The organism is Enterobacter sp. SM3 (assembly GCF_009811935.2).
GTDB lineage: Bacteria > Pseudomonadota > Gammaproteobacteria > Enterobacterales > Enterobacteriaceae > Enterobacter > Enterobacter asburiae_D.
Genome location: NZ_CP099971.1, coordinates 1,502,239 through 1,516,231 on the forward strand (window position 1 = coordinate 1,502,239; position 13,993 = coordinate 1,516,231).

The 13,993-nt window shown below is 53.6% G+C and carries 13 protein-coding genes and 3 pseudogenes; 10 read left to right on the top strand and 6 right to left on the bottom strand.

Going from position 1 to position 13,993, the window contains the following annotated elements:
* Window positions 1-7: 7 nt before the first annotated feature.
* The 3 genes and pseudogenes from GVO84_RS06965 to GVO84_RS06975 all read right to left on the bottom strand — a co-directional run.
* Window positions 8-1,297 (bottom strand): arsenic transporter, encoded by a 1,290-nt coding sequence (locus GVO84_RS06965; protein ID WP_159513730.1) that lies wholly within the window; start codon window positions 1,295-1,297, stop codon window positions 8-10.
* Window positions 1,298-1,337: 40 nt separating this feature from the next.
* On the bottom strand, window positions 1,338-1,658 hold the full coding sequence (locus GVO84_RS06970; RefSeq protein ID WP_159513731.1) for a metalloregulator ArsR/SmtB family transcription factor: 321 nt from the start codon (window positions 1,656-1,658) through the stop codon (window positions 1,338-1,340).
* A gap of 184 nt (window positions 1,659-1,842) precedes the next feature.
* Window positions 1,843-2,185 (bottom strand): annotated as a pseudogene (locus GVO84_RS06975) (tyrosine-type recombinase/integrase); the annotation flags it as partial.
* A gap of 90 nt (window positions 2,186-2,275) precedes the next feature.
* Between GVO84_RS06975 and GVO84_RS06980 the strand changes: the two are divergent.
* Window positions 2,276-2,443 (top strand): annotated as a pseudogene (locus tag GVO84_RS06980) (capsid portal protein); the annotation flags it as partial.
* 40 nt (window positions 2,444-2,483) lie between these two features.
* Here GVO84_RS06980 and GVO84_RS06985 read toward each other — a convergent pair.
* Window positions 2,484-3,497 (bottom strand): GTP pyrophosphokinase, encoded by a 1,014-nt coding sequence (locus GVO84_RS06985; protein ID WP_159513732.1) that lies wholly within the window; start codon window positions 3,495-3,497, stop codon window positions 2,484-2,486.
* A 387-nt stretch (window positions 3,498-3,884) separates the two neighbouring features.
* On the opposite strand from GVO84_RS06985, the pseudogene GVO84_RS06990 reads away from it, so the two are divergent.
* Window positions 3,885-4,094 (top strand): annotated as a pseudogene (locus GVO84_RS06990) (hypothetical protein); the annotation flags it as partial.
* Window positions 4,095-4,349: 255 nt separating this feature from the next.
* On the opposite strand, the gene GVO84_RS06995 reads toward GVO84_RS06990, so the two are convergent.
* Window positions 4,350-6,035, bottom strand: a complete 1,686-nt coding sequence (locus GVO84_RS06995) for an aspartate:alanine antiporter (protein ID WP_014169303.1) — start codon at window positions 6,033-6,035, stop codon at window positions 4,350-4,352.
* Window positions 6,036-6,309: 274 nt separating this feature from the next.
* On the opposite strand from GVO84_RS06995, the gene GVO84_RS07000 reads away from it, so the two are divergent.
* Complete coding sequence (locus GVO84_RS07000; RefSeq protein WP_121425695.1) at window positions 6,310-6,684, top strand: inner membrane protein YbjM; 375 nt, start codon at window positions 6,310-6,312, stop codon at window positions 6,682-6,684.
* A 30-nt stretch (window positions 6,685-6,714) separates the two neighbouring features.
* On the opposite strand, the gene GVO84_RS07005 is transcribed toward GVO84_RS07000, so the two are convergent.
* Window positions 6,715-6,984, bottom strand: coding sequence for a GrxA family glutaredoxin (locus GVO84_RS07005; protein WP_006809455.1), 270 nt, complete (start codon window positions 6,982-6,984; stop codon window positions 6,715-6,717).
* Between the two features lie 184 nt (window positions 6,985-7,168).
* On the opposite strand from GVO84_RS07005, the gene nfsA reads away from it, so the two are divergent.
* The 7 genes from nfsA to potI all read left to right on the top strand — a co-directional run bounded on the left by nfsA (window position 7,169) and on the right by potI (window position 13,949).
* Window positions 7,169-7,891 carry a nitroreductase NfsA gene (gene nfsA, locus GVO84_RS07010; protein ID WP_159513733.1) on the top strand — a complete coding sequence of 241 codons (723 nt, stop codon included), beginning with the start codon at window positions 7,169-7,171 and terminating at the stop codon, window positions 7,889-7,891.
* Window positions 7,892-7,960: 69 nt separating this feature from the next.
* Window positions 7,961-8,863 (top strand): 30S ribosomal protein S6--L-glutamate ligase, encoded by a 903-nt coding sequence (gene rimK / locus GVO84_RS07015; protein WP_159513734.1) that lies wholly within the window; start codon window positions 7,961-7,963, stop codon window positions 8,861-8,863.
* Between the two features lie 63 nt (window positions 8,864-8,926).
* Window positions 8,927-9,403, top strand: coding sequence for a YbjN domain-containing protein (locus GVO84_RS07020; RefSeq protein WP_032658273.1), 477 nt, complete (start codon window positions 8,927-8,929; stop codon window positions 9,401-9,403).
* A gap of 351 nt (window positions 9,404-9,754) precedes the next feature.
* Entirely contained in the window at window positions 9,755-10,867 is a 1,113-nt protein-coding gene (gene potF / locus GVO84_RS07025) for a spermidine/putrescine ABC transporter substrate-binding protein PotF (RefSeq protein ID WP_159513735.1), read from the top strand.
* A gap of 143 nt (window positions 10,868-11,010) precedes the next feature.
* Window positions 11,011-12,144, top strand: coding sequence for a putrescine ABC transporter ATP-binding subunit PotG (gene potG, locus GVO84_RS07030; protein ID WP_024907855.1), 1,134 nt, complete (start codon window positions 11,011-11,013; stop codon window positions 12,142-12,144).
* A 9-nt stretch (window positions 12,145-12,153) separates the two neighbouring features.
* Window positions 12,154-13,107, top strand: coding sequence for a putrescine ABC transporter permease PotH (potH, locus tag GVO84_RS07035; RefSeq protein ID WP_023335064.1), 954 nt, complete (start codon window positions 12,154-12,156; stop codon window positions 13,105-13,107).
* Window positions 13,104-13,949: a putrescine ABC transporter permease PotI gene (gene potI / locus GVO84_RS07040; protein ID WP_047648224.1), complete on the top strand. Its 846-nt coding sequence runs from the start codon at window positions 13,104-13,106 to the stop codon at window positions 13,947-13,949. Before potH ends, potI begins: the two co-directional genes overlap by 4 nt.
* Window positions 13,950-13,993: the final 44 nt, after the last annotated feature.

Genomic DNA, 13,993 nt, shown 5'->3' on the forward strand with positions numbered 1-13,993 from the left:
TGGCTCATTACAGTGTGAAGGAGAGACGTAGCGCCAGCGCGGCGAGCGTCACAAACAGGACCGGCAGCGTCATAATGATGCCCGTCCGGAAATAGTAGCCCCAGGTAATCGTCATGTTTTTCTGCGCCAGCACGTGGAGCCAGAGCAGGGTGGCGAGGCTGCCGATAGGCGTGATTTTCGGCCCCAGGTCGCAGCCAATCACGTTGGCGTAAATCATCGCTTCCTTGATCAGTCCCGTCGCCGTACTGCCATCAATGGAGAGCGCGCCAATCAGCACCGTGGGCATATTGTTCATTATGGATGACAGAAACGCGGTGATGAACCCGGTTCCCAGCGTGGTGGCCCATAGCCCGTGTCCGGCTAGGCTATCCAGTACGCCTGAGAGATATTCCGTCAGCCCGGCATTGCGCAGGCCATACACCACCAGATACATCCCCAGCGAAAAGATAACGATCTGCCACGGCGCGCCGCGCAGAACTTTTCCGGTGTTTATCGCATGTCCGCGTTTTGCGACAGCGAATAAAATCAGCGCGCCGACGGTCGCAATGGCGCTGACCGGAATGCCGAGAGGTTCCAGCACGAAGAAACCAACGAGCAGAAGCAGCAGGACGATCCAGCCCGTTCTTAACGTCGGGAGGTCGTGAATGGCCCGCGCGGGCTCGCGAAGTTTTGCCAGGTCATATTCCGGGGGGATTTCCTTGCGGAAGAAGAGATGCAGCATCACCAGCGTTGCGGCAATCGCGGCGATATCTACCGGGATCATCACCGAGGCGTATTCGCTGAACCCCAGCTTAAAGAAGTCTGCCGACACGATGTTGACCAGGTTGGACACAATCAGTGGCAGGCTGGCGGTATCGGCGATAAAACCTGCTGCCATCACAAACGCCAGCGTGGCCTGCTTGCTGAACCCCAGCGCTAGCAGCATGGCGATAACGATAGGCGTCAGGATCAGCGCCGCACCGTCATTGGCAAACAGCGCCGCCACGGCTGCGCCCAGCAGCACGATATAGGTAAACAGCAATCGCCCGCGACCGTTTCCCCAGCGGGCAACGTGCAGCGCCGCCCACTCGAAAAAGCCGGACTCATCCAGCAGCAGGCTGATGATAATGACGGCAATGAACGTTGCCGTCGCGTTCCAGACGATATTCCACACCACAGGAATATCGTTAATGTGAATCACACCGCTGGCCAGTGCCAGCACGGCACCGATGGTCGCGCTCCAGCCGATACTGAGCCCCCTGGGCTGCCAGATGACCAGTACCAGCGTAAACAGAAAAATAGCCCCTGCCAGAAACATCTTCTACTCCGTTATATCTGTTTTTGTGAATGTGTTTTGCTTAGCACGAGCCCGGAAGTCGGTTTTTAAGCTTCATGCGCGTCTCTTCCCGCAGGCAGTTCCAGCTGTTGTCGATAACGGTTGCCGCCCACGCAGGCATGTTGGGGGAGAGACGGTAATGGACCCATTTCCCCTCTCGACGATCGATAACCAGCCCGGACTCGCGCAGCAGTGCCATGTGGCGTGAGACCTTAGGCTGCGACTCGGCGGTCGCGGAGCAGAGATCGCAGACGCACAGCTCGCCTGCTTCACGGAGCAGCATGACGATGGCGAGCCGCGTTTCGTCGGAGAGGGTTTTGAAGAGCTGGAGCGGATGGAGCATGGGTGTTCCTGCAGGTGTGATTTTTTATATGCGTTTAATCATATATGTTTTGATGGCAAGAGAAAAGGTGAGATTAGAGGAAGGGGAATTTCAGGCAACAAAAAAACCATTTATGTAAATTGGTTAGCAAAAATAATTATTTTTAAGAAAATCAATATTTTATTTTTGTGGCGAGAAGTGAAGATTACGGGGGAATGCAACCGCTGCCGCCACTTTTTAATGTAGCTAATGAAATGAAGTGCAGGGCTGTTTCAAGGTGGTCAGGAGCCAGGTGAGCATAGTGTATGATCATTTTATGTCGCCATGGCCGAAGATTTTCTGCATGGCTAGGATATTGCCGCCAGACATCATTAAGTGTGCTGCGAACGTAAGGCGCAGAACGTGGGTAAGCTGGCCGCGCGAAAGCACTATGGGGGTTTTGTCCAACATATACAAAAAACTGGAAGTAGCAATCTGTAAAAAACTTGAAGCCGTCTAGGGCATGATTTCCTCAACAGCTCTTTGCTGATCGGGATACTGCGGTTCTTCATGGGGATGTCCTCATGTGATTTATGAAGACATTACTAACATCGTGGCGTATTAATCAATGGGGAGCAGGTCAACATGATGGCCCCCCTGTACCGCCGCAGATGATGGGGATTATGCGGAGCAATGTTGGGGAAAATGTAGAGAAGGCGGCTAATGTTTTTGTTCGAAATGAACTACTACCTTTACAGAAAAGGATCGGTGAGCTGAATACATGGCTAGGGGAATGTTTAATTACATTCCATGAATACACATTGTAATGTGAATGAGGCTGTATTTTCAGCCTCATTCACAATAAAACTATTCTACACGACGATATTTACCTCCTAAATTTTTGATATGTTCTTCAACTGCGACCCGAATCAATCCTACATGTGAGAAAAACACCCCACGATTTACTCTGACGTCAGTATCATCTTCATCTTGCCCGGTAGTCCACCAATCCTCACCGGAAGAGTTCATCGCATCATGCAATCTAGCCATTTCTTTTTTACGGTAGAATTCTTTATTTTCATCGAGTATTTTAGCCAACTGATCGACCTTAGTGATATCATTCAATAATAACTCTTTCAAAAGTTCATCATAAGGCTCTATTCTTTTAGCATTTTCTTTTGGAAGATGTTTATCAGCAATAAACTTAAGGCTGTCAACATTAAGAAATTCATCTTGAGTCAGATTGCTCTTTGATTTTTCGTTGAGGGTTTCAACATAACCTTCTCTGCCTATTAATATCCTTTCAAATTCAAGATCAACAACTTCCAATAGAGCTGACGCACGATTCAATGCTCGTCTTAAAGAGATTGGAACACTATCTTCATTCTTATATTGAAGTTTATGCGAAGTTGCTGCCCATATATGTTGAGATAGGGTTCTCAGTTGAATTTCAGCTTTGTAGTTTTTGAAGGGTTTGAATGATGGAACTTTTAACCACGCGCTTGGAACTTTAATTATATAATGCCTAGATTGATAGCCAAATTTATTATCCTCTAAAGAATCAAATTTATCCTCTTCACTTATGACGTCAAAATGTTTTTTTATAATATCTGAAACAACATCCAAATCTCTTTTAAATAAAAGTATAATCCTAAAGCCAATTAAATCACTAATATCATGAATTGTGATTATTTTTAATTCTTTTCTTTCTATTTTATTACGTATTGACAACCAATCCTTAACTCTTGACTCTAGATTGATACCAAGAGGTACTTGCGATGAAATAATGAGATTACTTAGTTGCTCAAGTACATTTTTTCTAAAATCATCTATAGCACCGATCGTTTTTTTATATTCACTTTCTAATTCTTCTTCGTTCATATAATCATCCATAAATAATAGTGAATTTTATATCTTATCCGATAAATAGGTCAGGTTTAAAGGCCTTTGCGCGCGTTCGTATCCCCGCCATGCCTGCCCACTTTATGCAGTGGTTTTCATGTAGGTGCATGACGGACCCGAGACTGTGCGAGCACTGACTGTTCCGACCCGCTGCGATCCTATTTAGATCATGCGAATCCATGTGCAATTCGGCGCTTACGATGCATAGTAACCCAGCTACAGCCTTCAGGAAGCCCCATTGAGGCAAGTCACAAATTAGCGTTGAACAGCATTCTCATATACAAATTAAAAATGTTTCTTATCAACTGCTTAGTGATGTGGTTAAATCAAAATCTGCACCTGAAATTTCACTCATGAAGGAAAAGCATGGAAGCGAATGAACCTAGAAAGCTGATATGGCATGCAGCCTGTGATGAATTGGACATAGATGGTCAATGATTTTATGGATTTGGTAGTCAGTGGGTGAAGTATTAGAGGCGTGGAGACTTAGTGCACATCATTCGTGAGCTTAAGGAAAAGCATAAATGTAGCGATGAAATAAAGTGGCAAAAAGCTCATTCAAAGCGAAATGCGGCTTGTTGTCGCCATAGCAAAAGCGCTGCCGCCACTCTGTCGGCATACATAGGAAATTGGTTATATAAGTGGTTGATTTAATGGGTGGTAAATTTCAGACAACAAAAAACCCATCAACCTTGAACCAAAACGGCGGGGTTGATGGGCTCCACAAATTGGGGACATCAAAGAAAAGCAGTGGCACTAGTTATGACTGCCCCCTGATAAAAAAGTTCTGCGCGTAACGAAAATATTTTCCACCACGCGCAAACTTAGGAGTTATCCGAGTCCCGGCCAGATGATGATAATCAGCGTACCCGCCAGCGTCAGCAGCACGTTAGCGATAGCATAGGTGCCCGCATACCCCAGCGCCGGGATGTTGCTGCGCGCGGTATCGCTGATGATTTCCATGGCCGGGGCACAGGTACGCGCCCCCATCATCGCCCCGAAGAGCAGGGCGCGGTTCATGCGCAGCACGTAGGCGCCGAACAGGAAACAGATCACCACCGGTACCAGGCTGACGATAAGTCCGGAAACCAGCATCTGCCAGCCGACGGCACCGAGGCTGTGACCAATCCCGCTGCCCGCGCTTAAGCCGACGCCCGCCATAAAGACCATCAGACCGAACTCTTTCACCATGTTCAGCGCACCCTGGGGAATGTAGCCGAAAGTCGGGTGGTTGGCACGCAGGAAGCCCAGCATGATCCCGGCAAACAGCAGCCCGGCGGCGTTACCGATGCCGAAACTGAAGTTGCTGAACTGGAAGGTGATCATCCCGATCATCAGGCCGACGATAAAGAAGGCGCAGAAGGCCAGCAGGTCGGTGACCTGGCTGTGAATGGAGATAAAGCCGATGCGGTCGGCAACGGTTTTCACGCGTCGTGCGTCGCCGCTGACCTGCAGAACGTCGCCTTTGTTGAGCACGACGTTATCGTCGATAGGCATCTCAATCTGGCTGCGGATCACGCGGTTGAGGAAGCAGCCGTGGTCGGTCAGCTTCAGCTGCGCCAGACGGCGGCCAACGGCGTTATGGTTTTTCACCACGATCTCTTCGGTAACGATACGCATGTCGAGCAGGTCGCGGTCGAACACCTCTTTGCCGTTACGGAAGCTCGGGTCGAGACGGGCGTGCGCATCCGGGTAACCCACCAGCGCGATGTCGTCGCCCATCTGCAGCACCGCGTCGCCGTCCGGGTTCGCCAGAATGCCGTTACGGCGGATGCGTTCGATATAGCAGCCCGTCTGGCGGTAAATCCCCAGCTCGCGCAGGTTTTTGCCGTCTGCCCATGCCACCAGCTCCGGTCCGACGCGGTAGGCGCGGATCACCGGAAGATAGACTTTACGTTTGGAATCGGTATCCAGACCGCGCTCGCGGGCGATTTGCTGGGCGCTGGTCTGCAGATCCTGGTGCTGCAGTTTTGGCAGGTAGCGTGCACCGACGATCAGGCTCACCAGACCAATCAGATAGGTCAGGGCATAGCCCAGGCTCAGGTGGTCGAGCGCGGTAGAGAGCTGCGCGCCAGCCATGCCGGAATGGCGAAGGGTATCACCGGCGCCCACGAGCACGGGGGTGGAGGTCATGGAGCCTGCCAGCATACCGGCCGTTAACCCGATATCCCAGCCAAACAGTTTACCCAGCCCTAACGCGATCAGCAGCGCGCTGCCGACCATCACCAGCGCCAGCATCAGATAATTTTTGCCGTCGCGGAAGAAAATTGAAAAAAAGTTCGGTCCTGCTTCCACGCCAACACAAAAAATAAACAGCATAAAACCTAAGTTGAGCGCGTCCGTGTTAATGCTGAAGTGCTGCTGGCCTAATAATAGGGAGACGACTAAAACGCCAATGGAATTACCAAGTTGAACTGAACCCAGGCGCAATTTACCCAGGCAAAGGCCCAGCGCCAGTACCACAAATAATAACAGGATGTAATTCCCATTTAACAAGTCTGCGACGTTTATATTCACGGAGGCTAACTTCTTGTTTACCAGTAAGTTGTTGAATGAAAGGACTATTTGGGCTACTGTTTTCTGGGTCAGGGAAAGGCGTTAACGCTCCCTGTTTCCTGCTTTATTCCCTAAAACATTAGCTGGCGTGTAGTTTAATCGCATTAGCTACTGACAGCTACTGATTATCGCATCACCCTGTGCGTACTTTGGCAAGGATTGCCGCATTAGCTTTATCTGACTGGGCGTCTACCCGACGAAGGTATATTTGATAGAGATAAGTCAGGAGGATAGTTTGAACATTAAACGAAACTGGGCGGGGGTGATCAGCTGCTTTTTGCTGTTTACCGTCGTGTGCATGTCGCTCGCTTTTAATGTGAAAGGGGCATTCAGGGCGTCGGGCCATCCGGAGCTGGGGCTGCTCTTTTTTACGCTGCCGGGTGCCGCAGCCAGTTTTCTCTCCCGTAAAGGGGAGGTGGCGAAACCGCTGCTGGGCGCCATACTGGCCGCACCGCTGTGTCTGCTGCTGATGCGCTTGCTGTATGTGTCGACGAGAAGTTTCTGGCAGGAGCTGGCGTGGTTGCTGAGCGGCGTCTTCTGGTGCGCCCTTGGCGCGCTGTGCTATTTGTTTGTGTGCAGCCTGATTAAGCATCGACGGCACCACAATTAAAAACGCCCTCAGGGTGAGGGCGTCTTAGCATTACTGAGCGGCAAACAGGCCCAGATGTTCTTTGGCATAAGCTTCAAAGTCAGTGCAGCCGCCGATGTGTTTCTGATCGAGGAAGATCTGCGGTACGGTTTCAACCGGCTTGCCGACGGTTTTTTCGAGATCCGCTTTGGTAATGCCTTCCGCGTGGATATCCACGTAGCGGAAGTTGAAGTCATCGCGCTCTTCGGTCAGTTTCTCAGCCAGCTCTTTCGCGCGCACACAGTAAGGGCACCCTGGACGACCAAAAATTACTGCAAACATTTCTCTCTCCTCAAAAAACAAGCCTGACGGCGAATAGGACATATAGTGCCCGATAACCTGCCGCCATTAAAGAAGGTTTCGCCTGTCGCTTTGATACAGTCAGGCTATGTTTCGCCAATTACATCACGTAAATCATTGCCTATACTGGCTGGCATAAGGTTTAAGCAAGACAAAGAGAGACAAGATGACACCAACGATTGACCTGCTCCGTTCCCACCGTTCCATTCGCCACTTCACCGATGAGCCGATTACCGAGGCTCAGCGTGCCGCGATAATTGACAGCGCCAGGGCGACCTCCAGCTCCAGCTTTCTGCAGTGCAGTTCCATTATCCGCATCACCGACCCGGCCATGCGCGAGCAGCTGGTCACGCTGACCGGCGGGCAGAAGCACGTGGCTCAGGCGGCGGAGTTCTGGGTGTTCTGCGCCGACTTTAACCGCCACCTGCAGATCTGCCCTGAGGCCGAGCTGGGGCTGGCCGAACAGCTGCTGCTGGGCGTGGTGGATACCGCGCTGATGGCGCAAAACGCCTTCACGGCGGCGGAGTCGCTGGGGTTAGGCGGCGTCTACATCGGCGGTCTGCGTAACAACATCGAAAACGTGACCGAGCTGCTGAAGCTGCCAAAACACGTGCTGCCGCTGTTCGGCCTGTGCCTCGGCTGGCCTGCGGATAACCCGGATCTAAAGCCGCGCATTCCTGCCGCGATGCTGGTACACGAAAACCACTACCAGCCGGTCGATCAGGACGTTCTGGATCAATATGATGAAGAGCTGGCGAACTACTACATGACGCGCGGCAGCAATAACCGTCGCGATACCTGGACTGACCATATTCGTCGCACCATCATTAAAGAAAATCGCCCGTTTATTCTTGATTACCTGCACAAACAGGGATGGGCGACGCGATAGTCCATTCCTCCTGCGCTTGCCTGCGTATATGATACGCAGGCTTTTTCCATGTCTTCAGAGAGGTGCAGGGTGAAAATTGCCATATTGTCCCGGGATGGAACGCTCTATTCATGTAAACGCCTGCGTGAGGCGGCGGCGAAACGCGGGCATCAGGTTGAGATCCTCGACCCGATGTCCTGTTATATGAACATCGACCCGTCCGCCTCGTCGATTCATTACAAAGGCCGCAAGCTGCCGCACTTTGATGCGGTGATCCCGCGCATCGGCTCCCAGATCACCTATTACGGCACCGCCGCGCTGCGCCAGTTCGAGATGCTGGGCAGCTATCCGCTCAACGAATCCGTCGCCATATCCCGCGCCCGCGACAAGCTGCGCTCGCTGCAGCTGCTCGCCCGTCAGGGGATCGATCTCCCCGTCACGGGTATTGCCCATTCACCTGACGACACCAGCGATCTTATCGACATGGTGGGCGGTGCGCCGCTGGTCATCAAGCTGGTGGAAGGTACGCAGGGCATTGGCGTGGTGCTGGCGGAAACGCGCCAGGCGGCGGAGAGCGTGATTGACGCCTTTCGGGGACTGAATGCCCACATTCTGGTGCAGGAGTACATCGAAGAGGCGAAAGGGCGCGATATTCGCTGCTTCGTGGTCGGAAATGAAGTAGTGGCGGCCATTGAGCGCCAGGCGAAAGAGGGAGATTTCCGCTCTAACCTTCACCGGGGCGGCATTGCAAGAATCGCTGATATCAGCGATCGCGAACGGGAAATTGCCGTCAAAGCGGCGCAAACCCTGGGGCTGGACGTGGCGGGCGTAGATCTTCTGCGGGCGACGCGCGGGCCGCTGGTCATGGAGGTGAATGCCTCGCCGGGGCTGGAAGGCGTGGAAAAAACCACAGGTGTCGATATTGCGGGTAAAATGATCTCATGGATCGAGCGTCATGCCACGCCGGGTTACTGTCTGAAAACGGGCGGTTAAATGGATTACCGCGCGCTTTTTGAGTACCCTATGCGAAGTTTTTACTAAAGAGGCTGCACAGCGATGGATTTACAGGTCGTACCTACACTGGATACGTTACGTCAATGGCTTGATGATGCCGGAATTACGTTCTTCGAATGCGATTCCTGCCAGGCGCTGCATCTGCCTCATATGCAGAATTTCGACGGCATTTTCGATGCCAAAATCGATCTCATTAACGACGTGATCCTTTTCTCCGCGCTGGCCGAAGTGAAGCCGTCCGCGCTGCTGGCGCTGGCCTCCGACCTGTCGGCGATTAACGCCAGTTCTTTGACGGTGAAAGCATTTCTCGACATACAGGATGATAATCTGCCAAAACTGGTCGTTTGCCAGTCTTTATTCTCCGGTGCCGGGCTGTCATTCAAGCAGTTCTCCGCGTTTATGCGCTTGAGTGAAGAGCAAATTTCCATGGTCATGATGGAAGCCAATGCACACCATCTGCTGTATAGCGCGGAAGATGATGCAGAGAATAATGATGCATCTCCCAATTTTCTCCACTAAGCCTGTCTGACTTTTGCGCAGTCGCTGCCATAGCGGCTGCAGAAGGCCATTTTTTCTGCTGCTTTTAACCTTTCTTTAAAGAATTTTTCACCTCCCCTAAGGCCGTTTCGGCTTATCACGTAGACATAACCTGCATAAAAAATTGATAAAAGGCGTTTTTTCGTCTGGGCTATAGCCGGAGACACGGGCTACAGTTATTCTTGCGGTGCTTAAAAAAGCGAGCGGAAACTGCCGGGTAAAGAGGTTTCTTTTTATTTTGGGCAGAGCGACAAACTATGCATGATTATTGCATATCTTCAGATTGCACAGTTTTAGTTCGTTTGTTAACGAGCTTTCAGAAGGAATAAAGATATGATCGCCTTGAATAAAAAATGGTTATCGGGTCTGGTTGCGGGTGCTCTGATGGCCGTCTCTGCCGGCACGCTCGCTGCGGAACAAAAAACGCTGCACGTTTACAACTGGTCTGACTATATCGCGCCGGACACGGTGGCAAATTTTGAAAAAGAGACCGGCATTAAAGTGGTCTACGACGTTTTCGATTCCAACGAAGTGCTGGAAGGAAAACTGATGGCGGGCAGCACCGGGTTTGATCTCGTGGTGCCTTCTGCAAGCTTCCTGGAGCGTCAGCTGACGGCAGGCGTCTTCCAGCCGCTGGACAAGAGCAAGTTATCAAACTGGAAAAACCTCGATCCGGAAGTGCTGAAGCTGGTGGCGAAGCATGACCCGGACAACAAATACGCCATGCCTTACCTGTGGGCGACCACCGGCATCGGCTACAACGTTGATAAAGTCAAAGCGGTGCTGGGCCCGGACGTCAAGCTGGACAGCTGGGACGTGGTGCTGAAACCGGAAAACCTGGAGAAGCTGAAAAGCTGCGGCGTCTCCTTCCTCGATGCGCCGGAAGAGATTTTCGCGACCGTGCTGAACTACCTGGGCAAAGACCCGAACAGCAGTAAAGCCGATGATTACACCGGCCCGGCGACCGATCTGCTGCTGAAGCTGCGTCCAAATATTCGTTACTTCCACTCGTCTCAGTACATCAACGACCTGGCGAACGGCGACATTTGCGTCGCGATCGGCTGGGCAGGGGACGTGTGGCAGGCGGCTAACCGCGCGAAAGAGGCGAAGAACGGCGTGAACGTCTCTTACTTCATTCCGAAGGAGGGGGCGCTGGCGTTCTTCGACGTCTTCGCAATGCCGGCTGATGCAAAAAATAAAGACGAAGCGTATCAGTTCCTCAACTACCTGATGCGCCCTGACGTAATCGCCCACATCAGCGACCACGTTTACTACGCGAACGGTAACAAGGCCTCCGTGCCGCTGGTAAGCGAAGAAATCCGCAATAACCCGGCTATCTATCCGCCGGCGGATGTGTTCGCCAAGCTTTTCACCCTTAAAGTTCAGGATCCAAAAATTGACCGCGTGCGTACCCGCGCGTGGACCAAGGTGAAAAGCGGTAAATAACGGCGTTTGGTGTTGTTGCCCGGTGGCGCTATCGCTTACCGGGCCTACAAAACCCGTAGGCCGGGCAGGCGTTAGCGCCGTCCGGCGATGCGCACCCTGACGGTGCGTTTGCACCAGTATTGATCTATGCCGGAGAACACCCCGTGAATGACGCGATCCCCCGCCCGCAGGCGAAAGTCCGTAAAGCGCTGACCCCGCTTCTTGAAATTCGTAACCTCACCAAATCTTTCGATGGCCAGCATGCCGTGGACGACGTCAGCCTGACTATCTACAAAGGCGAAATTTTCGCGCTACTGGGCGCATCTGGCTGCGGTAAATCGACCCTGCTGCGCATGCTGGCCGGTTTTGAACAGCCCACCGCCGGGCAGATCATGCTCGATGGCGTGGATCTCTCCAGCGTGCCGCCGTATCAGCGCCCGATTAACATGATGTTCCAGTCCTACGCGCTGTTCCCGCACATGACGGTGGAGCAGAACATCGCCTTTGGCCTGAAGCAGGACAAGCTGCCGAAGGCCGAAATTACCGCGCGCGTGGCCGAAATGCTGAGCCTGGTGCACATGCAGGAGTTCGCGAAGCGTAAGCCGCACCAGCTCTCTGGCGGCCAGCGGCAGCGCGTGGCGCTGGCAAGAAGCCTGGCGAAACGCCCGAAGCTGCTGCTGCTCGATGAACCGATGGGTGCGCTGGATAAAAAGCTGCGCGACCGTATGCAGCTCGAAGTGGTGGATATCCTCGAGCGCGTGGGGGTGACCTGCGTGATGGTGACCCACGACCAGGAAGAGGCGATGACCATGGCCGGGCGTATTGCGATCATGAACCGCGGGAAGTTCGTGCAGATCGGCGAGCCGGAAGAGATTTATGAGCACCCGACCACCCGCTACAGCGCGGAGTTCATTGGCTCGGTCAACGTTTTCGAAGGGCTGCTGAAAGATCGTCAGGAGGATGGCCTGGTCATCGAATCGCCGGGGCTGCAGCATCCGCTTAAGGTCGATCCTGATAACTCGGTGGTGGATAACGTGCCGGTCTACGTCGCGCTGCGTCCGGAGAAGATCATGCTCTGTGAGGATCCGCCTGCCGATGGCTATAACTTTGCCGTGGGCGAAGTGGTCCACATTGCCTATCTGGGCGATCTGTCTATTTACCATGTGCGTCTGAAAAGCGGACAAATGCTCAGCGCGCAGCTACAGAACGAACATCGCTATCGCAAGGGGCAGCCGACCTGGGGTGACGAAGTGCGCCTGTGCTGGGACGCTGACAGCTGCGTCGTGCTGACGGTATAAGGAGCGATCATGAGCACACTTGAACCTCCAGCCCGCGCAGAAAAGCCGGGCGCCTTTGCCGGTTTTCTGACGCGCATGCAGATGAAACACGGCCGCAAGCTGGTGATCGCCATGCCGTACGTGTGGCTGATCCTGCTGTTCCTGCTGCCGTTCCTGATTGTTTTCAAGATAAGCCTGGCGGAAATGGCGCGGGCGATCCCGCCCTATACCAACCTGCTGGACTGGGCCGACGGGCAGCTGACGCTGACGCTCAATCTCGGCAATTTCCTGCAGCTCACCGACGATCCGCTCTATTTCGAAGCGTATCTGCAGTCGCTTCAGGTGGCAGCGATCTCGACGCTCTGCTGCCTGGTGATGGGCTACCCGCTGGCGTGGGCGGTGGCGCACAGCAAGCCGTCGACGCGTAATATCCTGCTGCTGCTGGTGATCCTGCCGTCGTGGACCTCGTTCCTGATCCGCGTTTACGCCTGGATGGGGATCCTGAAAAACAACGGCGTGCTGAATAACTTTCTCATGTGGCTCGGGGTGATCGACCAGCCGTTGACCATCCTGCATACCAACCTTGCGGTCTATATCGGGATTGTTTACGCCTATCTACCGTTTATGGTGCTGCCGATATACACGGCCCTGACGCGCATTGATTACTCGCTGGTGGAAGCGTCGCTCGATCTCGGCGCCCGCCCGCTAAAAACCTTCTTCAGCGTCATTGTCCCGCTGACCAAAGGCGGCATTATCGCCGGGTCAATGCTGGTCTTTATCCCGGCGGTGGGGGAGTTTGTGATCCCGGAACTGCTCGGCGGCCCGGACAGCATCATGATTGGCCGCGTGCTGTGGCAGGAGTTCTTCAATAACCGCGACTGGCCGGTGGCCTCGGCGGTGGCGATTGTGATGTTACTGCTGCTGATCGTGCCGATCATGTGGTTCCACAAGCATCAGCAGAAACAGATGGGAGATCACGGATGAACAACTTACCGGTAGTACGCTCCCCGTGGCGGATAGCGATCCTCGTTGTCGGCTTTACCTTCCTGTATGCGCCGATGCTGATGCTGGTGATTTACTCCTTCAACAGCTCCAAGCTGGTGACGGTCTGGGCGGGCTGGTCGACGCGCTGGTACAGCGAGCTGTTCCACGACGATGCGATGATGAGCGCGGTGGGGCTGAGCCTGACCATCGCCGCCCTGGCGGCGACAATGGCGTCGGTGCTGGGCACGATCGCCGCGCTGGTGATGGTGCGCTTCGGGCGTTTTCGCGGTTCCAACGGCTTTGCCTTTATGATCACCGCGCCGCTGGTGATGCCGGATGTGATCACCGGTCTCGCGCTGCTGCTGCTGTTCGTCGCCCTGGCGCACGCCATAGGCTGGCCGGCGGATCGCGGCATGCTCACCATCTGGCTGGCGCACGTCACCTTCTGTACGGCCTACGTGGCGGTGGTGATCTCCTCGCGCCTGCGCGAGCTGGATCGCTCCATTGAGGAGGCGGCGATGGATCTTGGCGCGACGCCGCTGAAGGTCTTTTTCATCATCACCCTGCCGATGATTATGCCGGCGGTGATCTCCGGCTGGCTGCTGGCGTTCACGCTGTCGCTGGACGATCTGGTTATCGCCAGCTTTGTCTCCGGACCGGGCGCGACGACGCTGCCGATGCTGGTCTTCTCCAGCGTACGCATGGGGGTCAACCCGGAGATCAACGCCCTGGCCTCTATCATCCTCGGCGTGGTCGGAATTGTCGGATTTATCGCCTGGTATTTGATGGCGCGCGCGGAAAAGCAGCGCGTGCGCGATATCCAGCGTGCAAGACGCGGCTGAAGGATTTAAAATTTCCAGTGATGTGCCGCGCATGACGCGGCACT